This window comes from Streptomyces fulvorobeus (genome assembly GCF_013167895.1).
Taxonomy (GTDB): domain Bacteria; phylum Actinomycetota; class Actinomycetes; order Streptomycetales; family Streptomycetaceae; genus Streptomyces; species Streptomyces fulvorobeus.
Genome location: NZ_BLWC01000001.1, coordinates 5563511 through 5585342, shown reverse-complemented (window position 1 = coordinate 5585342; position 21832 = coordinate 5563511). Strand labels below are relative to the sequence as shown.

Genomic DNA, 21832 nt, shown 5'->3' with positions numbered 1-21832 from the left:
GGGTCAGGGGGTGTACACGATGGTCGGCTTGACCGTGCCGCCGGCCGGTGTGACAGCCAGGTAACTGGCGGTGTACGTCGGGTTGTTACCCACCGCGGCGATGCCGGCGCAGCCCGCGCTGGCGGTCGTGACCGTCAGCTTGCGCGTGCTGTTGTTGCTGACCGCGAGCCGGCCGGTGGAGTTGGTGTACGTGGCGGCGACCTGGCCCTCCACGGTGAAGGTGCAGGTGAGGACCGTCAGCGACGCCTTCACGCCGTTGATGTATCCGTTCGTGACACCGGCGCTGTAGGTGTTCGCCATCAGCTTCCACGAAGTGGAGGTGTTGGCTGTGGGCGACACGGGGCCGAAGGGGCTGGTGCACCCGCTCCAGGTCAGCGGAGCGATGGCGCCGACCTGCACGTTCGTGCTGCCGGCCGCGGACGCCATGGTGCCGGCCGCCGCGGACGAGGTACACGTCATCGGAATGCCGTTGAGGTTGAGCGTGACCGTGTCGGCGGTGGCCGAGAACGACGCGGGCGAGGTGGGACCGACGGTCCACGTCGGGGCGGCGATGCCGGCGAGGGCGGTGGGTGAGGCGAGGGCGACGGCCGCGGTGGCGGCGCCGGCCGCCATGGCGAACTTCTTGAGGGTGTTGCGCACAGTAGTTCCTCCGATTCGACAATGCGGGTGGGGTGCACTGTTGCGGGGATCGCACGAGAGCCCGCACCAGGGGCGGGACGTGCGGCTATGAACCGTGTTGCGTGGGCCGTGCTGCTCATTCGAGCCACATACACTCTGTGACAGGCCGTGACGTTACTCGCGGGAAACTTCGAGCACAATCCTGCTCGTCGAAATTGCTCGGGCCCGGTTCTTTTCTCGTCCTCGACTTACTAATTCGCCGGGCGCCCTTGTCACTTGATGCGCAATAAAAGTGGCGGCCGGGCCCGGACCGGCTCCGGGCCGCGCGCCGGGCGGGGAAACCCGCGGCGGCCGTACGTAAGGGGCGCGGTCGGGCCACGGCGCGACGGCGGACTCCCGCGCTCAGCCCACTCCGGCAGAGCGTGCGGCCGAAAACATTGTCCGGAAGTGAGCAATCCCGCCTCACCTGCGCGGGAGCCCCGTCACCGGTCCGACGTGCGTGGCCCATGCACTTCGATCTTGTGCAACCGGTGGGCATGCTCGTTGGCTTGGTCTATCTTCATCGCGAACTTGGTACGCACCTGTCGGTCCGTGGGAGTGCTTTCCCCCACCGCCTCACCCCCACCGGGCGCCGGAGAGCAAGGGGACACGTCATGCCGAGAGTCATTTCGCCGTCGGACACGGGGGATCCACTGGGGCCACTCCCCCAGGAGTTCGCCGCGATCATGCGACCTGAGCTTCCCAGCCTGATAAAAGAGATCGGCGTCGAGGTCACCCGCGCCTATCCGGAGTACGCGCGTCTGCTCAACGGACCCAACGGTCAGGCGATAAGAGTCGGTGTGGAGCAGAGCCTCGCCTCTTTCGTCGACCTGGTCGCGGAACCGTCCACGTCGACGACCGTCCGGGACGACATGTGCCGCCGCTTCGGCCGTTTCGAGGCGTATGAGGGCCGCACCATGGAAACGCTCCAGGGCGCCTACAGACTGGGTGCCCGAGTGGCTTTACGGCGGGCGAAGAAAGTCGGCCGCAGTTTCAAGTTCTCGCCCATGCTCATGCTGAGTTTCGCCGACGCGGTGTTCGCGTACATCGACGAACTGGAAGCGCTTTCCCGTGAGGGCTTCCAGGAAGTGCACGCGCATTCCGGCGAGCAGAGCGAGGCGATGCGCCGCCGCCTGCTCCACCTGGTACTCACCGGCAGCCCCGTCCCCCGTACCGCCATCGCCGAACTCTGCGAACAGACGGGGTGGACCCTGCCCGACCAGGTCACCCTGGTCGCCCTCCGCGCCCCCGCCGGCCTCGACCGGCTGAGCGCGGACCGCGACCTCCTGACCGATCTCGGCGACCCGCAGCCGCACCTGCTGATCCCGGGCCCGTTCGACGACGCCCGAAGACTCATGCTCGGACAGTCCCTTCCCACCACGCGGGCCGCGATCGGCCTGACGGTTCCCACCGCCCTCGCCTCGGACTCGATCCGCTGGGCGCGCCGGGTGCTCGAACTCGTCGACTCGGGTGTGATCGACGACGCGCCCCTCCTTCACTGCGAGGACCACCTCATCACCCTCTGGCTGCTCTCGGACCCGGCCCTTCTGGACCAGCTCGCCCGGCGCGAACTCGCGCCCGTCGCCGGAATCAGCGCCACACGGCGGGAGAGACTGGTCGAGACGCTCCGCATCTGGCTCGACACCCGGGGCACCGCCGCCCAGATGGGCGAACTCCTGGAGGTGCACCCCCAGACGGTCCGCTACCGCATGCGCAATCTGGAGTCCATCTTCGGTGAGCAACTGGTCGACCCCGAAAGCAGGTTCGCCACCGAGGCGGTACTGCGCGCGATGCGGTTGCGCGCCCGCGGCGTGGAGTCGGCTCCCTGAGGGCTGTCGGACAGTACGGGAGCAGGGGAACTCCGGGCGAGGACGGCTCGTTTCGCGCTTGGAACTCGAACGAGACCGAGTGGATACCCGTATCACCGGTTCGTGAGGTAAGCGCGTACGGCCCACCCCCGCTCCATGGAGGCTCCGGAACCAATGACACGCAACCACCCCCTGCCGTCCCGGCGTTCCGTCCTCGGCGGCGCCGCCCTCACCGCGCTCGCCACGGCGACCGGCGCGGGCGCGGCGGGCGCCGCCCCCTCGCACCGCCCGGCGCGTGGCCCACCGAGTTCCCTCTCCCCGACGGTTTCCTGCCCGAGGGGATCACCATCGGCGCACAGCCGTTCGCGTACATGGGCTCCCGCGCCGACGGGGCCGTCCACCGCACGGACCTGCGCACCGGCAGGGGCCGGATCATCCACCAAGGCACGGCCGGCAGCGCCTCCATCGGCCTGAAGCTGGACCGCGACGGACTGCTGTACGTCGCCGGAGGCGGCGGGGGCACCGCGCGCACCGTGGACGCCCGCACCGGCTCCCTGGTCACCGTCCACCAGCTGACCGCGCCGACGGGCCACTTCATCAACGACGTCGTCCTCCTCGGCGAACGGGCCTGGTTCACCGACTCGCGCGCGGCCGTGCTCCACGGGGTGCCGCGCGGGCGCGGGCGCGGCCGGGGGGTGCGGAGCCTGCCGCTCACCGGTGACTGGGTGCAGACGCCCGGCGTCAACAACGCCAACGGCATCGTCAGCGCCCCGGACGGCCGGGGACTGATCGTGGTCAGCAGCACGCCCGGCGAGCTCTACCGCGTGAGCCCGGCCACCGGGCACGCCACGAGGATCGCCCTGAGCGGTGCGGAGACCGTCGTCAACGGCGACGGCCTGGTCCGCGTCGGCCGCACCCTGTACGTCGTGCAGAACCGGCTGAACCTCATCAGCGTGTTCGAGCTCGACGCCGGGGCCCGGACCGCCCGGCTGCGCCGGACGATCACCGACCCACGGTTCGACGTCCCCACCACCGCGGCGCGCTTCGGCGGCCGTCTCTACCTGGTCAACGCCCGCTTCACCTCACCCCAGACCCCCGAGACGGCCTTCAGTGGCGTCGCTGTCGCCCTCTGACGCGCCGCGCTCCCGCGGACACCGGCGGCGGGGCGGCGGGGGCGGGGGCGGGCGGTACCGGCCGAGGCGCGCGTGCCGGCCGGAGCACCCCCTGCACTCCAAGTCAACTTACCCACGGGTAAGGCGAAATAGGCGGTCAGTCCCAGACGGTTGCGACACGGAGACGTTCTCGCCGAGAAACCTGGAACCGCGTCCCGTACACCAGGAGGAGTCGGCCGCCCACCCGGTGGCCGCGCCGCACCGCCTCCTGGCCGACCATCCGAGAGGGAAACCCACATGACCGCCTCGCACCTACTCGTCCCCGTGCCGATCCCCGACCGGGTCGCGGCGCTGATCGGTGCCTGCACTCCGCCGCACATCCTCCAGGCGGAGTTCGACGCCGAGTGCGCCGCCCGGGAGGTCCGCAGGTTCCGCGGGCCACGCCTGGGCGTCGAGGACCAGGGGACCGCGAGCAGGCCCTCTCGGAGCTGGCGCGGGCCAACAAAGTCCTCGCCGCGCACCACCCCCGTCTGATGGTGGGCGCCGATTCCACCTGGTGACCGCCGTACCGGGCTTCTCCCCCGGGCTGGACAATGGCGCGGAGGCGGCACCCGCCCGCCCGTACCTCCCAGGAGAACGCCTTGTCCACAGCACCCGCCGCCCGCCGTCCCGCCGTCCTCTACGTCACCGACTACAGCTACGAGGCGCGCGGCCGGCGCTACAGCGACGAGGACGTCTTCCTGAGCCGGCGGATGCGGGAGGAGTTCGACGTCGAGGTCTGCCACCCCCGGGACGCCGCGGCGATGCTGGACGGCTTCGACGCGGTGGTCATCCGCAACAGCGGCCCGGTGATGTACTACCAGGAGGCGTACGACGCGTTCCGCGCCCGGGCGCGCGAGCTGGGGACCGCCGTCTACAACCCCTTGGACGGCCGCGGGGACATGGCCGGCAAGCAGTATCTCGTCGAGATGAGCCGCGCCGGCCTGCCGGTGATCCCGACCGTGGACCGGGCCGCTGATCTGGGGCTGCTTCCACGAGCGGCGGAGTACGCCGTGAAGCCGAAGGCCGGGGCGGACTCCGTCGGACTGCGCTTCACCACCGATCCCGTGCTGCCCGAGGGCTCGGACGGCACGTTCCTCGTGCAGCCGAGGATCGACTTCCGGTACGAGGTGTCCTTCTACTTCATCGACGACGACTTCCAGTACGCCCTGTACGCGCCGGACACCGAACGGCGCTGGGTGCTGGAGCCGTACGGACCGGGCCCCGCGGACCTGGAGTTCGCCCGGACCTTCATCCGGTGGAACAGCCTGGCGCACGGCATCCAGCGGGTCGACGCCTGCCGTACCCTGGAGGGCGGGCTGCTGCTCGTCGAGCTGGAGGACCTCAATCCGTATCTCTCGCTCGACCGGGTCTCCGAGGAGGTCAGGGAGGCGTTCGTGGCGCGGATGAAGACCTCCGTGCGCGGGGTGCTGGCCTGACCCGTCCGGTCCCTCCCCGCATGCGACCCCAGGGGGCGGGGGTGAGGGTGCAAGCGTGACCACTGCCAGCGAGACCGCCCCCGCCGCGCAGGGTGCCGCCGCGCCGCCCCCCGTGCTCGACCGTCGCCGCCGCAACGTCATCTTCGCGACCATCGTGCTGGGCATGCTGCTGGCCGCGCTGGACCAGACGATCGTGGGAACCGCGCTGCCCACGATCGTCTCGGATCTCGGGGGCGCCTCCCACATGTCGTGGGTGGTCACCGCGTACCTGCTGGCCGAGACCGTGGCGACGGTCCTGGTCGGCAAGTTCGGTGACCTGTTCGGGCGCAAGCTGGTCTTCCAGGTCTCGGCGGTCGTCTTCATCACCGGTTCGTTCCTGTGCGGCCTCGCTTCGGACATGCTGCTGCTGATCATCTGGCGGGGCATGCAGGGCATCGGCGCGGGCGGTCTCATGGTCACGTCGATGGCGCTGATCGCCGATGTGATCCCGTTGCGCGAGCGGGGCAAGTACCAGGGCGCGATCGGCGCGGTCTTCGGCATCTCCACGGTCATCGGGCCGCTGCTCGGCGGGCTCTTCACCGACCACCTGACCTGGCGCTGGGCGTTCTACGTGAACGTGCCGATCGCGATCGTCGTGGTCATCGCGGCCGCCCGCAACATCCCTTCCGTGAAGGCGGCCGGACGGCCCGTGATCGACTACACGGGCATCGCGCTCGTCGCGGCCGGTGCCAGCGCGCTGATCCTGGCGACGAGCTGGGGCGGCAACGAGTACGCCTGGGGGTCACCGGTCATCATCGGTCTGTTCCTGGGCGGCATCCTCGCGCTCACGCTGTTCTGCCTGGTGGAGGCGCGGGCCGAGGAGCCGATGCTGCCGATGCGGCTCTTCCGCAATCCGGTGTTCACGGTCTGCTCGATCCTCAGTTTCATCGTGGGCTTCGCGATGCTGGGCTCCATGATCTTCCTGCCGACGTACCTGCAGTACGTGGACGGGGACTCGGCCACGCTCTCGGGGGTGCGCACCCTGCCGTTGGTCGTCGGGCTGCTGATCGCCTCCGTCTTCAGCGGCAACGTGGTGAGCAAGACGGGCCGGTACCGGATGTTCCCCGTCGTGGGTTCACTGGTCATGGCACTGGGGCTCTATCTGCTCTCCCGCATGGGCCCGGCCAGCGGGGTCGGGCTGGAGTCCTTCTACATGCTGGTGCTGGGTCTCGGCATCGGTCTGGCCATGCAGGTGCTGACGATCGCGGTACAGAACACGGTCGACTACGCGGACCTGGGCACCGCGACCTCGGGCGTGACGTTCTTCCGTACGCTGGGCAGCGCCTTCGGCACGGCGGTGTTCGGCACGATCTACGCGAACGCCCTGCGGCCGAACCTGTCCGAAGGGGTGGCGCGGGCGGCGCGGGCAGGAGGTGATCCCGTCGTCCTGGCGACGGCCTCGCAGAACCCGCAGGCCGTGCACGCCCTGCCGGCCGAGCAGTCCGCGCCCCTGGCGCAGGCGTACGCCGACACCCTGCAGACGGTGTTCCTGTGGACCGTCCCCGTCGCCCTGACCGGCTTCGTCGTCGCCCTCTTCCTGAAGCAGGTGAAGCTCCGGGACTCCGCGCGGGCCGGCTCGACGGACATGGGCGAGGGTTTCGCCCAGCCCGGTGCCGGGGACTCGGGGAGGCTGCTGGAGTTCGCCGTGGCCGGCATCCTGCGGGACGCCGGTCCCGACACGGCGAGACGGATCGTCGCCGGCTCGGACACCCGGCTCGACATGGCGGGGGCCTGGGCGGTCATGCAGGTGGACCTCTTCACGAGAATGGTCGGGCACGCGGGCCTCGGCCTGATGGCGGCCAGGCACCGCATCCCGCCCGAGGTGCTGGTGCCGGTCTTCGACCGGATGGTCGAGGAGGGCTACCTCACCGGGGACGGCCGGCTCTTCGCCCACACGGCGGCCGGCCGGCGGGAGGCCGAGACGATCTCGGGTGCCTGGGGGAACTGGCTCAACGAACGGCTCGCCGAGGACGGCGCCCGCCCCGACGACCGTCAGCTGCGGGCGGCCGTCGACGTGATCGCCAAGCGTCTGCTGGCCGAGGACCTGGCCCATGAGCTGTCACCCGCGGCTCCGGTACGGGGGCGACGCGGGTGGGCGCCCGCACCTGACCCGCTCAGACGTGGTCCCACGAGCGGGGGCGGTCCCGCGCCTCCCATTCGGGGCGGAGCAGGGACAGCAGCGAGATGTCGTGGCGGCGCCCCCGGTGCAGGCAGGCGGACCGGCGTACGCCCTCGTGGACGAAGCCCGCTCCGGCGAGGACGCGCAGCGCCGGGGCGTTGCCGGTGTGGGTGTGCGCCTCGACTCGCTGGAGGGGCAGTTCGCCGAAGGCCAGGTCCATCAGGGCGTCCAGGGCGTCGGCGCCGTGGCCCTCGCCCCGGTGTTCGGGGGCCAGCACCAGGTACGCCTGAGCCGACCCCTCGGCGAGCTGCTGATCGATGAGGGCGGCATGCCCGACGGGGGTGCCGTCCGGGAGGAGGACGAGGAAGTCGTCGCGGCTGCTGTCGTCGTGATGCCGCTCGATACGCTCGCGGAGCTCGTACAGCGAAGCGGGCCAGACGCCGGTCTCATGCGCGGTCACCGGATCGAAGCGCCAGCGCTGGATGAGTTCGGCGTCGTCGGTCTCGACGGGGGTGAACCTGATGGTGCGTCCGCGCCAGCAGGGCTCCCGTACGGTGTCCGGCTCAGCCGTGTCCTCGCTCATGCGCGGATCGTACGGCCCTGTGGGGAGCCGGGCACAGCGGTTTTCACTCGACGAAGACGGCGGTGGCGTAGACCCAGTGGCTCTCGTGCCGGACGAAGCGGCTCCGCTCGTGGAGGGAGTCGGGACGGCCGTCGTCCGTGTAGTGGGCGCGGAACGTGACCGTGCCCGTGGTGTGGAACGGGCTGCCCTCCGTGACCGCCAGGATCTCCAGGCCCGTCCAGCGCAGGCCGGGGTCGAAGTCGACGGTGGGTGGACGGGTGTCCGGATGCCAGGTGCGGAGCAGGTACGCCGCGTCCTGGACGACGAAGGCCGTGTACCGCGAGCGCATCAGCGCCTCGCAGGTGGCGGCGGCGGCGCCGGCGTGCAGGCGTCCGCAGCACTCCGCGTACGTCGCGGGCAGGCCGCACGGGCACGGGGCGTCCGCCATGGTCCGCGGTGCGGGCGCGGCGGTGCCGGTGGAGCGGCGCGGGCGGGAGGTGCGTCGTGACATGCCTCCATTGTGACCCGCGGGATGGCGCGGTGCGGCGGCGGTCGTGCGGCGGGCGGGGCCCGTGCCGGGGTCCCGGGTCACGTCGGAGCGACGACCGGGCACGCGCCCGGTCAGGGCTTGCGGGCGACGCCCGCGTATCCGGGGATCGGTTCGCCACCGGGGACGTGGATGACCTCGCCGAGCTCCGGGTGCCAGTCGGCGGAGAGCGAGACGCCCGGCTACGCGGGCGCAGCGTCATCCCACGGGACCTGTACCGGGCGCGGGCCTGGGCCGCGCCCTGCGGGCTGAAGTCCCCGGTGGTGTGCGAGAGCACCGGATAGCTGCCGGAGGGGAGCTGCTCCACGGGCTGGACGACCAGTTCGGCGGCGCCGTCCTCGTCGTCCACGAAGTGCAGCAGCGCGAGCAATGACAGCGCGATCGGCTCGCCGAAGTCGAGTATCCTGCCGGCCTCTTCGAGGATCGTCGCGGGTTGGCGCGCGTCGGCCTGGATGTACTCGATGGCACCCTGGGGTGTGGAGCGCAGCAGGGCCGCCGCGTGCGCGAGCACGATCGGGTTCGTTGTCGCAGCAGACGATGTGCGCGTCCGGGGCGGCCTGCTGGGCGATCTGGTGGAGGTTGGGTGCGTCAGGTGAGGAGGAAGTCCGCCTGGCCCGCCTTGGCCCCCTGGATGAAGGCGGCGATCTCGCCGTTGGAGTAGATGAGGGCGGGGCCTTCGGGGTCCGCGGACTGGCGTACGGCGACTCTGCCGTCCGCCAGCTTCATGGCCTCGACGCAGTTGCCACCGTTCCCGCCGCTCCAGGGCTTGCACCAGCCTTCGGAGCCGAGGTCGGCGGCCGGCATGCCGTTGTAGATGTCGCTCATTCACAGCTCCTTGCGGAAGTCCCGGAGGAGTTCCTTCGTGCGTTGTGCAGTCGCGGCCTGAGCCGCCATGCGGTCCATGACTTCGAGGTAGGAGGCCACCTCGGGGCGCGCGTCGAAGTAGACGGCACCGGTCAGGTACTCGCTGTAGACCATGTCGGGCAGTTCGGGGACGGCGAAGCGGAACAGGACGAACGGTCCGTAGGTGCCCGGGTGGTGGCCGGTCGCGAACTCCGCTATCTGGAGCGTCACATGAGGCAGCTCGGTGGCTTCGAGCAGCCGGTCCAGCTGCGCCCGCATCGCCGCGGCGCTTCCCACCGGGCGGCGCAGGACGGTCTCGTCCATGACGACCCACAGCTTGGGAGCGTCCTCCCTGGTGAGCAGCGACTGCCGCGCCATCCGAAGGTCCACGTGGCGTTCGATCTCCTCCGGCCTGGTCCGGCCGACGGCTCCCGTACGCATGACGGAACGCGCGTACTCCTCGGTCTGCAGGAGGCCGGGGACGAAGTGCGGCTCGTACATGCGCAGGAGGCTCGCGGCGCCCTCCAGGCTCACGTACATGCTGAACCAGTCGGGCAGCACGTCGTGGAACCGCTGCCACCAGCCGGGCTTGTTGGCCTCCTCGGCGAGTTCGACGAAGGCGTCGGCCTCGTCCTCGTCGATCCCGTACGCCCTCAGCAGGAGCTGTACGTAGGGGATCTTGAGCCCGACCTCGGCCGTCTCCATCCTGCGTATGGTCGCGGGCGCCACCCTGAGCACCTTGGCGGCCTGGTCGCGGCTCAGGCCCGCCCGCTCCCGCAGATCCTGCAGGCGCTTGCCGAGGACGACCTGGCCCACGGTCGGGGCGGACCGCGGTTCGCTCACTTGAGACCTCCCCATGCGCTGTTGCGAGCAGTGTGTCATGGGGGGTGGCGTCAAGGACACAGCCACTCTGCAATTTTCAGAGTGCCCCTTGCCAAGTGTTCGCGACAGAGGGAGAGTTGGGTGGTGAACCAGTTCGCACGGTCACGCCCGCCTCTTCTGACAAGGGTGCGAAGCGTGACGCGTCCCCCACTGTGAGGAATCGGTCGTGGCACCTGGCAGTGCGCTCATCCCCCGGCTCGTCGACCTCAGCCCTGGGACGGAGGCGCTCCGTTACTGCTTCGCCCTGCCGGCCCAGCCGGAGTCGGCAGCAGGCGCGAGACGGCTGACGCGCGTCCGCCTGGACGCGTGGCGCCTCGGTGGCGACGCCTGCGAGGCCGCACTGCTCATCGTCTCCGAACTGGTCACCAACGCCGTCGTCCACACCGCGAGCTCCCGCGTCGTCTGCGAGCTGCGACGGCTCGACCGGATGCTGCGCATAGCCGTGCAGGACCAGGGCCACCAGCCTGGCGGCCCGCGGCTGTGCCGTACCTCCGACGACGAACACGGGCGCGGGCTGCTCCTCGTGGACGCGATGAGCAGCGCGTGGGGGTCCCATGACGCCACGGACGCGTCGGGCCGCATCGTCTGGGCGGAACTGCCGCACGGCGCGGAGCAGCCATGCTGAGGAACGCCCTGTACCAGTTGCGCGGAGCGCGCCGCTCCAGGGCGCCCGAGCAGGGGGGCGGCGGAGGCCGGGTGAGGCTGTCGCTGCCGCCCGCGCTCTCCGCCAGTCTCGGCTGCGACGCGGTGGGCGTCCCGGCCCGGTACGGCTTCCGGCTGATGTCGCACCTGCCGCGCACCGGGTGCGTGTTCGCCGATGCCGACCGTTTCTGGTGGATCGTGCCCGCCGGTTCGGATCTGGACCTGGACTGGCCCGAGCAGGTCGCGTACGCCGCCGGGGCCCTCGTGCCCTCGGCACGGCCCCGGCTCATCCACACGCCGGACAGCCGGACGCCCTACACCCCGCCCATTCCGCTCTTCCTCATGGTGTGCCAGGTGATGGGCGTGGCCCCGACCTGGGCACCGGCGGGGCGGCCGAGGGCCGTGCCCGCCACCTGAGCCCGGGCGGCCCCGGGCTCAGGAAGCGCTCCGCGTTCACGGCCGGTCGAGATACGCGAGGCCCGGGTGGACCTTGGTGTACCCGTCGAGAAGGCGGCGGGCGACGGTGACCGAGTCGACGAGCGGGTGCAGGGCGAACGCCTTGACCGCCGCCGCCCGGGAGCCGCTCCCCGCCGCGTCGAGCACGGCGCGTTCCACGGCCTTGACCGCCGTGACCAGTCCCACCGCGTGGTACGGCAGCGGCTCGACGGCCACGGGACGCGCCCCGTCGGAGTCGACCAGGCACGGCACCTCGATCACCGCGTCGGCGTCCAGCACCGACAGGGTCGTGCGATTGCGGACGTTCAGGATCAGGGAGGTCCGCTCATCGCGGGCGACGGCCCGCATCAGGGCGAGGGCGACCTGTTCGTACCCGCCGGACCCCAGATCGCTCTCCTCGCGTTCACCGGCCCCGGAGACCTCACGGTTCTCCGCCATGTACGTGGCCTCGCGCTCCGCTCGTGTCCGGTCCCAGGTGGTCAGCGGTGGGGCGGCGGGGTCCTTCATCCGGGCGTAGAAGCCCTCCTGCTGCTCCTGGAGGAACGCGCCGCGGGTCTGCTCGGCCTCCTGGTAGGCGCGTACCGCTTCCCGGTTGAAGTAGTAGTAGTGCAGATACTCGTTGGGGACCGCCCCGAGCGACCGCAGCCAGTCGGCGCCGAAGAGCCTGCCCTCCTCGAAGGAGCCGAGCAGCTGGGGATCGGCGAGCAGGCGGGGGAGTTCGTCGCGGCCGTCGACGTACAGCCCGCGCAGCCAGCCGAGGTGGTTGAGACCCACGTAGTCGATCCGGGCCCTGTCCGGATCGACGCCGAGGACTCTCGCGACGCGGCGGCCGAGTCCCACCGGCGAGTCGCAGATCCCGATGACCCGGTCGCCGAGGTGGCGGGACATGGCCTCGGTGACCAGTCCCGCCGGGTTGGTGAAGTTGATGACCCAGGCTCCGGGCGCGAGCCGGGCGACGCGGCGGGCGATGTCCACCGCGACGGGCACGGTCCGCAGTCCGTACGCGATGCCGCCGGCACCGACCGTCTCCTGGCCCAGTACGCCTTCGTCGAGCGCCACCCGCTCGTCGGCCGCCCGGCCCGCCAGGCCGCCGACGCGGATGGCGGAGAAGACGAAGTCCGCCCCGCGCAGCGCCTCGTCCAGATCGGTGGTGGCGACGACCGCGGGGGCGTCACCGGCCCCCTCGGCCTGCTCACCGAGGACGCGTGCGACGGCACCGAGCCGGTCCGCGTCCGTGTCGTACAGCGTCACACGCGTCACGCGGCCCTCGGCGTGATCGCCGAGCAGCGCCCGGTACACCAGAGGCACCCGGAATCCGCCACCGCCAAGAATCGTCAGCTTCACGCTGCTCGATGGTACGGAAGCCGACGCCCGCCCGGAGCCGCACGGGCGTCGGCGACGCGTCAGTACCCGCTCCACCAGCGCGAGAGCGCCTGCCACAGCCTGGCCGGTGCGCCAGGCACGCGCTGCCGGGGAATGGCGGGTGCCCGGTCCGGTACCGCCGGCACCGCCGGTTCCTGCGGGACGGCGTCGGGGGCGGGGGCGGGCGGCGGGACGGTGGTGGTGCGGGCCGGCGCGGGGGCGGGCCCGGCCGGGGAGGAGACCTCCCAGTCGTCGCGCGACCGGGGCCGGCTCATCAGTGTCAGCGGGTCGGCGTCGATCTCGTGCTGCGGGGCCGGTTCGAACTTCACGGGCAGCTCCACCAGGTGCCGGGACATGATGTTCCCGATCCAGCGGAGCTCGCTCTCCTGGACGCCGAGCTCCAGATCGGGCAGGCGCATGAGCAGGGCGTCGACCCCGACGTCCGCGATGGCACGCCCGATGTCCTGGCCCGGGCACTCGTGCGGGCCGCCGCTGAAGGCCAGGTGGGCCCGGTTGCCCTCCATGTCGGCGCTGAGGTCGGGCCGTACGGCCGGGTCGGTGTTGGCGGGGGCGATACCGACCAGCAGGGCGTCACCCGCCTTGATCTGCTGGCCGCCCAGCTCGGTGTCGCCCACGGCCCAGCGGCCGAACACGGCGGTGAACGGCGGCTCGTCCCAGAGGGTCTGCTCCACCGCTTCGGGGACCGTCATGTGGCCTCCGCTGAGCCGGGCCCGGAAACGGGGATCGGTCAGGACCATGCGCAGCACGTTGGCGATGAGGTTGGCGGTCGACTCGTACGCGGCGATGAGGATCAGCCGCAGGTGCTCGGTGACCTCGATGTCGGTCAGCGAGGCGGGGTGCTCCAACAGCCAGGACGCCAGGTCGGGGGCGGGGGCGGCGCGGCGGCGTTCGACGAGCCCGCTGAGCGCGCTGACGACGTGGGCGTTGCTCGCGACGGCGGTCTCGGTGCCGCGGGTCATGTCGCGGGCGGCCTGCACGAGACGGTCGTCGTACTCCTCGGGCATGCCGAAGATCGCGCACATCACCATCATCGGGAGGTGGTCGGCGAACTGGCTGACGACGTCGGCGGTGCCCTTGAGGCAGAAGTCGTTGACGAGCCGGTTACTGAAGCGGTTGACGTGGCGCCGCACACCGCGGGTGTCGATGCGCGCCATGCTGTCGGTCACGGCACCGCGCAGGCGCTCGTGGTTCGCGCCGTCGGCGAAGACGCAGACGGGCTGCCAGGTGAAGATCGGCGCGAGGGGTGGTCGGGGGCGACGCTGCCGTCCTGGAGGGCGCGCCAGCGGCGGGAGTCCCGGGAGAACTGCGAGGGCGTACGGGTCATGTGCAGGTTCTCGCTGTGTCCGAGTACCAGCCAGGCGGGCACGTCCCCGTGCAGCAGCACGGGGGCCACCGTGCCGTGCTCGGCGCGCAGTTTGTCGTACAGGCCCGCCGGGTCGTTCTCCGCCTCCGGTCCGTAGAACCGGCGCAGTCCGCCGGGGGCGAGCCCGTGCGCGGGGCACTCGGAGGGCGGAACCGGCCCCGGGGCCGTTCCGGGTTCGTGGTGGAAGGGCGTGGTCACAATCGCTCCAGAGTTCGGGCCGCCCGGTGTCCGGGCGAAGGGCGCGGGTATCGCCGCGCGGATGGTGAGGAGACGGCGGCCGGTGTGCGGCCACGCGTGCGGCCGCACGGACCGAAGTGCGCGCGCGGTGGCGTACGCGGGCGCGCACATCCGTCAGGCGAGGGGGACGGCGAGGCTGTGCAGATACTGCATCAGGGTCAGCAGCACGTCCCGGCTGGAGACCCGCTGCCGGGCATCGCAGTCGATCATCGGGACCTCGTCCGGCAGGTCGAGTGCGGTCCGCAGCGCCTGGACCGGGTGATGCGGTGCGTCGGGGAAGGTGTTGACGGCGACGACGAACGGGACACCGCGCTCCTCCAGCCGGCCGATCACGTCGAAGCTGACCTCCAGCCGCCGGGTGTCGATCAGGACGACCGCCCCGAGAGCTCCTTCGAACAGCCCGTTCCACAGGAACCAGAAGCGTTCCTGGCCCGGGGTGCCGAAGAGGTAGAGGATCAGCTCCTCGCTGAGGCTGATCCGGCCGAAGTCCATGGCGACGGTGGTGGAGGTCTTGCTCTCCACCCCGGCGTTGTCGTCCACGCCCACACCGGCCTGGGTCATGGTCTCTTCGGTCGTCAGGGGCCGGATCTCGCTCACCGAGCCGACCAGCGTGGTCTTGCCGACCCCGAAGCCGCCGACGATCACCACCTTCACCGCGGCCGTGGCCGTGGTGGGCAGGACGTCCTCGCTCCGGGGGCCCGTGATCGTGTCAGAGCTTCTGAAGTCCATGCATCACCGCTTCGAGAAGGGATCGGTCCGGGAGTGTGGCGCGGACGACGGGCGCGCGCGATTCGATCTGTTCGCTCGCCAGCAGTTCGGTCAGGAGCGAGGTCACGACACTGAAGGGCAGGCTCAGATAGGCCGAGATCTCGGCGACGGACAGCGGCGCCCTGCAGAGCCGCAGGATCGCGGCCTGCTCGGGCTGGACCGTCGGCGAGGGTTCCGCCTGGGAGACCACCATCGTGACGAGGTCGAGCGCCGCACGCTCCCCGTCGGGATCGCCGGTGATGACGTACAGCCGTTCCGGATCTCTCCGCGCCGGGTCGGCTTTCCGGCGTTCTCGTCGGGGAGCACTCATCCGGCCTGCCCGTCATGTCGGGGCGGGGTCGAGAGGTGGGCGCCGATCCGGACGACCATGTCGCGCATGCGTGCTCCCACCAGGCCGGCGTCGACCGTCTCGTCCGCGAGGACCGCGAGGTAGGAGCCGGCTCCGGCGGCCATCAGATAGAAGAACCCACCGTCGACCTCGATGACGACCAGGCGCATCATGCCGTCGCTGTAGGGGATCTCGGAGGCCACGGCGGCGGCCAGGCTCTGCAGGCCGGCGCAGGCCGCCGCGAGGCGGTCGGCCACGTCGGGGTCGCCGCCGTGACGGGCGATACGCAGCCCGTCCGACGAGAGCACCACGATCTGGTGGATGCTGGGCACGTCGTCGGCCAGTTCCTTGAGCATCCAGTCCATGTTCCCGCGCTGCTGGATCACTTCAAGTCTCCCTTGTCCCACACGCCATCGGCGTCCTCGTCGTTCTTCGGTTCCTGGGGCACACCGTTGACGGCCTGGGTGAACGCCTCCAGCCAGAGCCCGGGCGGCGGCGGTTCGCCGTTGCCCCGGCCTGTGTCGTGCCCGTTCTGCGCTCCCGCGGCGGGGACGGCGGGCTGCTGTGCCGCCTGCCGTGGGAGGTTGTGCGATCCGAGGGGGGCGCGGCCGCGGCTGCGGCGCTGCGGCAGTCCGCCCTCGGTCCACTCGGTCACCACCGGGGCCTCGTCCTCCAGGGCCGATGCCGGGACCGCCGGGGTGGCCGGCTTCTCCGTGTACCCGGGCATGCCCGCGGCGACCGAGGGAGGCAGTTCCGTGGAGACGGGCTTGGGCCTGCGCTTGCCGGGCGGCGGCACGACGTGCTGGAGCTGCGACATGTCGAGCGAGCTCTGGGGCCGCGAGGTGGCGCCGATGCCGTGGGCGATGCCGGGCGCGGCTCCCGTGGTGAGCATCTCGCGCGGCACGATGACGACGGCCCGTACCCCACCGTAGGCGGACTGCCGCAGGGAGACCTGGAGCTGGTACATCCGGGAGATCCGGCCGACGACGGCCATGCCGAGGCGCGGGGACTCCCCGAGGTCGTTCATGTTGATGCCGGCCTGGGCCTGGGCGAGCATGTTCTCGGCCCGGGCGCGGGCCTCCTCGCTGAGGCTGACGCCGCCGTCCTCGATCTCGATGGCGATGCCGGTCTGGACCTCGACCGCGGTGACGTGCACACGGGTCTGCGGCGGCGAGTAGCGCGTCGCGTTGTCCAGGAGTTCGGCGCAGGCGTGAATGAGGGGTTCGACCGAGGTGCCGACGATGGCGACCTTGGCGATCGAGTGCAGCTCGACGCGCTGGTATTCGAGGATGCGGGACATCGCACCGCGCAACACGCTGAACAGCGGGACCGGCTTGGGCCACTGGCGGCTGGGGCGGGCGCCGCCGAGCACCGCGATGGAGTCGGCGAGCCGCCCGATCAGCGCGGTGCCGTGGTCGATGCGGAGCAGGTCGTCGAAGACCTCGGGGTTGCGCCCGTGGTGGTCCTCCATCTCCCGCAGCTCACTGGCCTGCCGGTGGACGATGGCCTGGACGCGCCGGGCGACACTGACGAACGCGCGCTGCGCGGAGTCGCGCATCGCCTCTTCGTTGTCGATGATGTCGAGGATCTGGAAGACCAGGCCGCGCAGGGCCTTGGGGAGATTGCGGTACGAGTCGTCGGCGTCGACGATGTCGCGCATCACCTCTTCGGGCGAGTTGCCGATGCGCAGCCGGCGGATCGCGGCCGGCAGCAGCTCCTTGGCCATCCGCACGGTGTCCGTGTCATACGCGGCGATGCGGGCTTCCAGGTAGGCGATGCGCTGCTCGTAGTGCGCACGCTGGGCGCTCAGGGCGCGGTGGCGGCGGCGGTTGTGTACGACGGTGAGCGCGCAGACCACGAATGTGGCGATCGCACCGCACCAGACGACTGGTATCCGCGCGGGCTCGGTCACCAGCGCCGTACCGGCGGCGGTGGCGCCGGCCATCAGCACGAGGGGCGTCAACAGGGCACGGGTTACGCGCACTTCTCGGTCAGTCGGTGGTGATTCAACACGAACCATCTAAACCCTCTGGCGGTTGATTCGGGAGTATTCGGAAGTTCTGTGGATCCGCGCACCTGTGGTGACAGTCGTGAACAAGTGCTCGAATTCATATCAACTCGTCTTCGATGCGCGTGAGCTTAGCCAGATCAGAACACCGCATCGGCATATTCACCCAACCCCCTGCGCGAGCGACCCAGCAGTAATACACTCGCCAGTTTTGCACTCACGGGCATCGGGCATGCGCGGGGAGTAATCACGGCGGAGGAGGCGCGGGCCCCGGGCCCCGGCGCCCCGTTGCGCGGGAAGCCGAAACGCCCGGCACGCGGGCGGAGTTGGCGGTTCGTCGGGCATGTCCCGCAAAGGACCACACACCAGACGGAACAAAGAAGATCTATTCGATTTATGAGCGAATTCTCTGCCCCTCGTGGCGGGGCATAGGCACAGGTGATCGAACTGGATCGAGAAAAGCAGCTTCCTGACCAAGGGACTGATTCACCGGAAAGAAGCCACCGCGGCGGCACGGAGCCGCACCGATGACGGACGCGCGGGTGTGCGCGTTCACCCCGCGTGCGGTCCGCTCAGCCGCGCAGATCCTCCGTCGCATCCGCCGCCCTGGCAGCAGTTCCATGGAGACCTGCTGCTCGTCGGTGGAGCGGGCCGAGGAAGACCTGGCGCATGCGGGATGGACGGCGCCGGTCCTCCGGCCGTCCGCCCCGGTGAGCAGCAGCGGAGGTGCACCGTGGCGGTCCGGATACCGGCCCGCAGGTACGTTCGAGTGCGTGGTCGCCGGGGCACACTATCCGCGAACCTGCGACCCCATATTCCTTGAATCTTCACACACCATTACGATGGCGGCGATGACCAGGCTGAGCGAACGGACGGACCGGCGGCGGAGCGGCGCCCGCGCGCCCGCCGCCGTGGTCCGGACCCTGGTGCTCCTGGCGATGGTGTTCTGCTGCTCGCCCGCGACCGCGGTGGCCGTCGCGCCGCCGCCCGGCGCCCGGCCCGCGGCTCCGGCCCGGGCCATGACCCCGACGCCGGAGACCCTGGCGTCGCTCGTGATGGCGCACGCGCCGGACAGCCGGGGCATGGGCATCTCCTGCCATGGCACCGCGGACCACTCGTCGGCCGTCGTCCTGCCCGGCCCGCCCACGCTCGCGGCCCTTCCCACCGCTCTCGCGGCGGCCCCGGCCGTCCCGCTCACCGGAGCGGCCACGATCCGCGGCCCCTCGAACGACGGCGTGGGCGGCGTCGACCGTCTACGACTGCAGATCCAACGGATTTAGAGGGCCGGAAAGGCCCCGGAGGCACCTGCCTCCCCTCATCCCTTCCCCCGCGCAGCGCGCACGCCCGCGCCTGCGTCCCGTTGCACACCCGAGGACCTGCCATGGCTTCCGCCAAGAACAAGAACCCGAACACCCCCGCCACCGCCCGCCGGGCCAAGCTCGACGAGGCCCGCCGCAAGGAGCGGGCCCGCGAGCGGCGTGTCCGCGCCATCACCATCAGCGCCTCCGTCGCCGTCGTCGCCGCCCTGGTCGCCGGGGGCGCGTATCTGATGTCCGTCGCCGACGACAAGGACAAGGCCGAGGAGCAGGCCAAGACCTCCCCGGTCACGGGCGAACGGACCTGGGACAAGCTGAAGCAGAACCACGTCAGCGAGAAGGTCGACTACCCGATGAACCCGCCCGTCGGCGGCGACCACAACCAGGTCTGGATGAACTGCGACGCCGACGTCTACACCGCGGAGATACCGAAGGAGAACGCGGTCCACTCCCTGGAGCACGGCGCGGTCTGGGTCACGTACAACGACAAGGCCAAGGACGCCGACGTCAAGGCGCTCGGCAATCGCGTCTCGTCCACCCCGTACTCCCTGATGAGCCCCGTGGCTGACCAGAAGGACCCGCTGATCCTCAGCGCCTGGGGCAAGCAGGTCACGGTCAAGAGCGCCACGGACCCCCGGGTCGCGCAGTTCTTCACCAAGTACGTCCAGGGTCCGCAGACGCCCGAGCCGGGCGCCGCCTGCTCGGGCGGACTGGACAAGTGACCTCCGCCGTACGTCTCCCCCGCCCGCTGGTCCTGGCGGGCGCCGTGGTGTTCCTGCTCGCACTGGGGCTGGTGGTGCTCACGATCGGGCAGCCGTCCTCGGCGGCCCCGTCGCCGGCGGGCACCTCATCGTCGGCCGCGCCCGCGGAGGACTCGGCCGACGTGGGGTTCGCCCGTGACATGTCGATCCACCACCAGCAGGCGGTGGAGATGTCCTTCATCGTTCGGGACCGCACGGACGACGAGGACGTACGCCGGCTCGCGTACGACATCATCAACACCCAGGCCAACCAGCGCGGCATGATGCTCGGCTGGCTGGAGACGTGGGGCAGGCCGAAGAGTTCCGAGCGGCCGCCGATGGAGTGGATGGGGCACGCCGTCACGCCCACCGGCGACGGCTCGCTGATGCCGGGGATGGCGACCGACGCGGAACTGGACGAGCTGCGCGGGGCCAAGGGCCCGGCGGCCGAGATCCTCTACCTGCGGCTGATGACCGTCCACCACCGGGCGGGCGCCGAGATGGCGCGGGCGGCGGCCGGTTCGGCGGTCACGAAGGAGATCGGGAACCTGGCGGCGGGCATGGTCCGCGGCCAGCGGTCGGAGATCGGGCTCATGGCGGACATGCTCACGCGGCGCGGCGCGACCGTCTGAGGAGCGCCAGACCGCGGGGGTGCCCCGCCCACCCGGTACGCCGGGCGGGCGGGGCGGCCCTCCGCACCGTTCGGCGGCCTGGGGCGGCCTGCCGCGGGATAGGGTCGACGACTATATGAAGAGCAACCTCGCGCCCCTGGGGCCCAAGGCGGACAAGGACACCGTGCGACGCCACAACCTGAGCCTCGTGCTGCGGGCCGTCCGGGACGAGGGCGAGGCCGGGGAGGCGACGAGGGCCGGAGTGGCCGGGCGGGTGGGGCTGACCCGGGCCGCCGTGTCCTCGCTGGTCGAGCAGCTCATCGACAGCGGTTTCCTCACCGAGTCGGGCAAGACGTTCAGCGGGCAGGCCGGGCGTCCCGGCACCGCCCTGAAGGTGGCGCGCACGGGCCCGGCCGGCCTCGGCGTCGAGATCAACATCGACTACGTCTCGGTGTGCGTCGTGGACCTCGCGGGTACGGGGCGGGTCCGCCAGACCGAGCACCTCGACAACCGCGGCGCACCGCCCGGTGAGGTCCTGGCCAGGGCGGCGGGCATCGCCGCCCGCACCCTGGAATCGGCGGCCGAGCAGGAGCTGCGTCCGGTCGGGGCCGCGCTCGCGCTGCCGGGCCTGGTGTCCGGTGGTTCGGTGCGCCAGGCGCCCAACCTCGGGTGGAACCAGGTGCCGGCCGAGGAGCTGTTCGCCGGCGCGCTCGCCGGGCTGCGGCCCGGCCGGTCCGTGCTGCCGGTGAGCTCGGAGAACGAGGCCAATCTCGCGGCACTGGCCGAGCTGTGGTTCGGCGGCCTGGACAAGGCGCGCAGTTTTCTCTACCTGACGGGTGAGATCGGGGTCGGCGGGGCCCTGGTGCTCGACGGTGAACTGCTGCGTGGGGCCCACGGTTTCGCCGGGGAGATCGGCCATGTGGTGGTGGACCCGGCGGGTCCGCAGTGCCGTTGCGGTTCCCGGGGCTGCCTGGAGCAGTACGCGGGTCAGGCCGCGCTGCTGCGGGCGGCGGGCATCGACGAGGGCGCGACCGGTCCGGTGGCCGAGCTGGAGCGGCGTGCGCGGGCGGGCGACGCGCGGGCGGTGGGGGCGGTGGCGGAGGCCGGTCGCATGCTCGGCAGGGTGCTGTCGGGCGCGGTGAACCTGATCGACCCGGAGGCGGTGGTGCTCGGTGGCATCTACCGCGGCCTGATGCCGTGGCTCGCGCCCCCGGCCGACGAGGAACTGACCGACCGGGTGGTCTCCGGCCTCTGGTCCGCCGGGAGCGGGCGGCTGCGCGCCTCCTCCGTCGCGGGGGACGCGGCGCGTGGCGCGGCGGCCCTGGTCATGCAGGATGTGCTGGCCGACCCCGTGGCGTACGCCGGGCGGAACGAGCCGGAGGTGGCGCGATGAACGGAAGCTGGGGACCCGCCGACGCCGGCGTGCTGACCCTGCCTTCGGGCCTGCTGGTGCGGGGGCGGGGGCTGCGCCGTCCGCTGCCCGCCGGGACCGCGCCCACGTTCGGGGTGTATCTGCTGGGCAAGGAGCCGGAGCCCGTCGCCTGGGAGTCGCGGTGGGTGCGCTGGCCCGACTTCCGGCTCCCCGCGGACCGGGCGCGGGCCCGGGAGGTGTTCGGCGAGGCGCTGGCGCGGGCGGCGGCTGACCGGGTGGAGGTCGCCTGCGGCGGAGGCATCGGGCGTACGGGGACGGCTCTGGCGTGCCTGGCGGTGCTGGACGGCGTCCCGGCGGACCGGGCCGTGGAGTTCGTGCGCCGGGGCTACCACCACCGTGCTGTGGAGACCCCGTGGCAGCATCGGTTCGTACGGCGCTTCGGCGCCCTCGTCTGAACGCGGAGAGCGAGGGGCGCGGCCCCGGGCGGGCGCGGCGGGGAAGCCGCCGCTTCGCCGCCGCGCCCGCCGCGCCCGCCCGGGGCCGCGCCCGGGCCGGGTGCGG

The 21832-nt window shown here is 71.5% G+C and carries 19 protein-coding genes and 5 pseudogenes; 12 read left to right on the top strand and 12 right to left on the bottom strand.

Annotation, left to right across the window (positions count from 1 at the left end):
• Nucleotides 1-3: 3 nt before the first annotated feature.
• On the bottom strand, nt 4-639 hold the full coding sequence (locus Sfulv_RS25055; protein WP_173316754.1) for a hypothetical protein: 636 nt from the start codon (nt 637-639) through the stop codon (nt 4-6).
• Between the two features lie 632 nt (nt 640-1271).
• Between Sfulv_RS25055 and Sfulv_RS25050 the strand changes: the two genes are divergently transcribed.
• The 5 genes and pseudogenes from Sfulv_RS25050 to Sfulv_RS25030 all read left to right on the top strand — a co-directional run.
• Nucleotides 1272-2486 (top strand): PucR family transcriptional regulator, encoded by a 1215-nt coding sequence (locus tag Sfulv_RS25050; protein ID WP_173316753.1) that lies wholly within the window; start codon nt 1272-1274, stop codon nt 2484-2486.
• 153 nt (nt 2487-2639) lie between these two features.
• A pseudogene (locus Sfulv_RS25045) lies at nt 2640-3598 on the top strand (SMP-30/gluconolactonase/LRE family protein).
• A gap of 276 nt (nt 3599-3874) precedes the next feature.
• Nucleotides 3875-4137: pseudogene (locus Sfulv_RS25040) on the top strand (hypothetical protein).
• Nucleotides 4138-4170: 33 nt separating this feature from the next.
• Nucleotides 4171-5055 carry an ATP-grasp domain-containing protein gene (locus Sfulv_RS25035; protein WP_173316752.1) on the top strand — a complete coding sequence of 295 codons (885 nt, stop codon included), beginning with the start codon at nt 4171-4173 and terminating at the stop codon, nt 5053-5055.
• A 55-nt stretch (nt 5056-5110) separates the two neighbouring features.
• Nucleotides 5111-7195: pseudogene (locus Sfulv_RS25030) on the top strand (MDR family MFS transporter); the annotation flags it as partial.
• A gap of 13 nt (nt 7196-7208) precedes the next feature.
• Here the strand turns inward: Sfulv_RS25030 and Sfulv_RS25025 are convergent.
• The 5 genes and pseudogenes from Sfulv_RS25025 to Sfulv_RS25005 all read right to left on the bottom strand — a co-directional run bounded on the left by Sfulv_RS25025 (nt 7209) and on the right by Sfulv_RS25005 (nt 10008).
• Nucleotides 7209-7796 carry a GNAT family N-acetyltransferase gene (locus Sfulv_RS25025; protein ID WP_173316751.1) on the bottom strand — a complete coding sequence of 196 codons (588 nt, stop codon included), beginning with the start codon at nt 7794-7796 and terminating at the stop codon, nt 7209-7211.
• Between the two features lie 43 nt (nt 7797-7839).
• Nucleotides 7840-8286, bottom strand: coding sequence for a YchJ family protein (locus Sfulv_RS25020; RefSeq protein ID WP_173316750.1), 447 nt, complete (start codon nt 8284-8286; stop codon nt 7840-7842).
• A gap of 110 nt (nt 8287-8396) precedes the next feature.
• A pseudogene (locus Sfulv_RS25015) lies at nt 8397-8915 on the bottom strand (SAM-dependent methyltransferase); the annotation flags it as partial.
• Nucleotides 8911-9147: a DUF397 domain-containing protein gene (locus tag Sfulv_RS25010; protein WP_173316749.1), complete on the bottom strand. Its 237-nt coding sequence runs from the start codon at nt 9145-9147 to the stop codon at nt 8911-8913. The pseudogene Sfulv_RS25015 and the gene Sfulv_RS25010, both read right to left, overlap by 5 nt.
• A complete protein-coding gene (locus Sfulv_RS25005; protein ID WP_173316748.1) occupies nt 9148-10008 on the bottom strand; it encodes a Sco1979 family transcriptional regulator in 861 nt (286 codons plus the stop codon).
• Nucleotides 10009-10213: 205 nt separating this feature from the next.
• Between Sfulv_RS25005 and Sfulv_RS25000 the strand changes: the two genes are divergently transcribed.
• Together Sfulv_RS25000 and Sfulv_RS24995 are read left to right on the top strand one after the other, a co-directional pair.
• Nucleotides 10214-10672 (top strand): ATP-binding protein, encoded by a 459-nt coding sequence (locus Sfulv_RS25000; RefSeq protein WP_173316747.1) that lies wholly within the window; start codon nt 10214-10216, stop codon nt 10670-10672.
• Nucleotides 10666-11106, top strand: coding sequence for a hypothetical protein (locus tag Sfulv_RS24995; protein WP_173316746.1), 441 nt, complete (start codon nt 10666-10668; stop codon nt 11104-11106). Before Sfulv_RS25000 ends, Sfulv_RS24995 begins: the two co-directional genes overlap by 7 nt.
• A 36-nt stretch (nt 11107-11142) precedes the next feature.
• On the opposite strand, the gene Sfulv_RS24990 is transcribed toward Sfulv_RS24995, so the two are convergent.
• The 6 genes and pseudogenes from Sfulv_RS24990 to Sfulv_RS24965 all read right to left on the bottom strand — a co-directional run bounded on the left by Sfulv_RS24990 (nt 11143) and on the right by Sfulv_RS24965 (nt 17244).
• Complete coding sequence (locus Sfulv_RS24990; protein ID WP_173316745.1) at nt 11143-12489, bottom strand: 6-phospho-beta-glucosidase; 1347 nt, start codon at nt 12487-12489, stop codon at nt 11143-11145.
• Between the two features lie 59 nt (nt 12490-12548).
• Nucleotides 12549-14089, bottom strand: a pseudogene (locus tag Sfulv_RS24985) (cytochrome P450).
• A gap of 153 nt (nt 14090-14242) precedes the next feature.
• Nucleotides 14243-14857: a GTP-binding protein gene (locus Sfulv_RS24980; protein WP_173316744.1), complete on the bottom strand. Its 615-nt coding sequence runs from the start codon at nt 14855-14857 to the stop codon at nt 14243-14245.
• Nucleotides 14838-15206: a DUF742 domain-containing protein gene (locus tag Sfulv_RS24975; RefSeq protein WP_173316743.1), complete on the bottom strand. Its 369-nt coding sequence runs from the start codon at nt 15204-15206 to the stop codon at nt 14838-14840. The genes Sfulv_RS24980 and Sfulv_RS24975 overlap by 20 nt, the downstream gene beginning before the upstream one ends.
• Nucleotides 15203-15610 carry a roadblock/LC7 domain-containing protein gene (locus tag Sfulv_RS24970; protein WP_173316742.1) on the bottom strand — a complete coding sequence of 136 codons (408 nt, stop codon included), beginning with the start codon at nt 15608-15610 and terminating at the stop codon, nt 15203-15205. The genes Sfulv_RS24975 and Sfulv_RS24970 overlap by 4 nt, the downstream gene beginning before the upstream one ends.
• A complete protein-coding gene (locus Sfulv_RS24965; protein ID WP_173316741.1) occupies nt 15607-17244 on the bottom strand; it encodes a sensor histidine kinase in 1638 nt (545 codons plus the stop codon). Before Sfulv_RS24965 ends, Sfulv_RS24970 begins: the two co-directional genes overlap by 4 nt.
• A gap of 839 nt (nt 17245-18083) precedes the next feature.
• Here Sfulv_RS24965 and Sfulv_RS24960 point away from each other — a divergent pair.
• From Sfulv_RS24960 to Sfulv_RS24940, 5 genes are all read left to right on the top strand, one after another.
• Nucleotides 18084-18512: a hypothetical protein gene (locus Sfulv_RS24960; protein WP_173316740.1), complete on the top strand. Its 429-nt coding sequence runs from the start codon at nt 18084-18086 to the stop codon at nt 18510-18512.
• A 101-nt stretch (nt 18513-18613) separates the two neighbouring features.
• Nucleotides 18614-19270, top strand: a complete 657-nt coding sequence (locus tag Sfulv_RS24955) for a thioredoxin-like domain-containing protein (RefSeq protein WP_173316739.1) — start codon at nt 18614-18616, stop codon at nt 19268-19270.
• Nucleotides 19267-19920: a DUF305 domain-containing protein gene (locus Sfulv_RS24950; RefSeq protein WP_173316738.1), complete on the top strand. Its 654-nt coding sequence runs from the start codon at nt 19267-19269 to the stop codon at nt 19918-19920. The genes Sfulv_RS24955 and Sfulv_RS24950 overlap by 4 nt, the downstream gene beginning before the upstream one ends.
• A 115-nt stretch (nt 19921-20035) precedes the next feature.
• On the top strand, nt 20036-21292 hold the full coding sequence (locus tag Sfulv_RS24945) for an ROK family protein (RefSeq protein ID WP_173316737.1): 1257 nt from the start codon (nt 20036-20038) through the stop codon (nt 21290-21292).
• On the top strand, nt 21289-21726 hold the full coding sequence (locus Sfulv_RS24940; RefSeq protein ID WP_173316736.1) for a protein-tyrosine phosphatase family protein: 438 nt from the start codon (nt 21289-21291) through the stop codon (nt 21724-21726). Before Sfulv_RS24945 ends, Sfulv_RS24940 begins: the two co-directional genes overlap by 4 nt.
• Nucleotides 21727-21832: the final 106 nt, after the last annotated feature.

What these genes read in the sequence shown, in the direction of transcription:
- Sfulv_RS25020 (WP_173316750.1), bottom strand. Translation starts at nt 8,286, where the DNA reads ATGTCACGACGCACCTCCCGCCCGCGCCGCTCCACCGGCACCGCCGCG.
- Sfulv_RS24995 (WP_173316746.1), top strand. Translation starts at nt 10,666, where the DNA reads ATGCTGAGGAACGCCCTGTACCAGTTGCGCGGAGCGCGCCGCTCCAGG.
- Sfulv_RS25035 (WP_173316752.1), top strand. Translation starts at nt 4,171, where the DNA reads ATGGCGCGGAGGCGGCACCCGCCCGCCCGTACCTCCCAGGAGAACGCC.
- Sfulv_RS24975 (WP_173316743.1), bottom strand. Translation starts at nt 15,206, where the DNA reads ATGAGTGCTCCCCGACGAGAACGCCGGAAAGCCGACCCGGCGCGGAGA.
- Sfulv_RS24945 (WP_173316737.1), top strand. Translation starts at nt 20,036, where the DNA reads ATGAAGAGCAACCTCGCGCCCCTGGGGCCCAAGGCGGACAAGGACACC.
- Sfulv_RS24980 (WP_173316744.1), bottom strand. Translation starts at nt 14,857, where the DNA reads ATGGACTTCAGAAGCTCTGACACGATCACGGGCCCCCGGAGCGAGGAC.
- Sfulv_RS24965 (WP_173316741.1), bottom strand. Translation starts at nt 17,244, where the DNA reads ATGGTTCGTGTTGAATCACCACCGACTGACCGAGAAGTGCGCGTAACC.
- Sfulv_RS24940 (WP_173316736.1), top strand. Translation starts at nt 21,289, where the DNA reads ATGAACGGAAGCTGGGGACCCGCCGACGCCGGCGTGCTGACCCTGCCT.
- Sfulv_RS25050 (WP_173316753.1), top strand. Translation starts at nt 1,272, where the DNA reads ATGCCGAGAGTCATTTCGCCGTCGGACACGGGGGATCCACTGGGGCCA.
- Sfulv_RS24960 (WP_173316740.1), top strand. Translation starts at nt 18,084, where the DNA reads ATGACCAGGCTGAGCGAACGGACGGACCGGCGGCGGAGCGGCGCCCGC.
- Sfulv_RS24955 (WP_173316739.1), top strand. Translation starts at nt 18,614, where the DNA reads ATGGCTTCCGCCAAGAACAAGAACCCGAACACCCCCGCCACCGCCCGC.
- Sfulv_RS25025 (WP_173316751.1), bottom strand. Translation starts at nt 7,796, where the DNA reads ATGAGCGAGGACACGGCTGAGCCGGACACCGTACGGGAGCCCTGCTGG.
- Sfulv_RS25010 (WP_173316749.1), bottom strand. Translation starts at nt 9,147, where the DNA reads ATGAGCGACATCTACAACGGCATGCCGGCCGCCGACCTCGGCTCCGAA.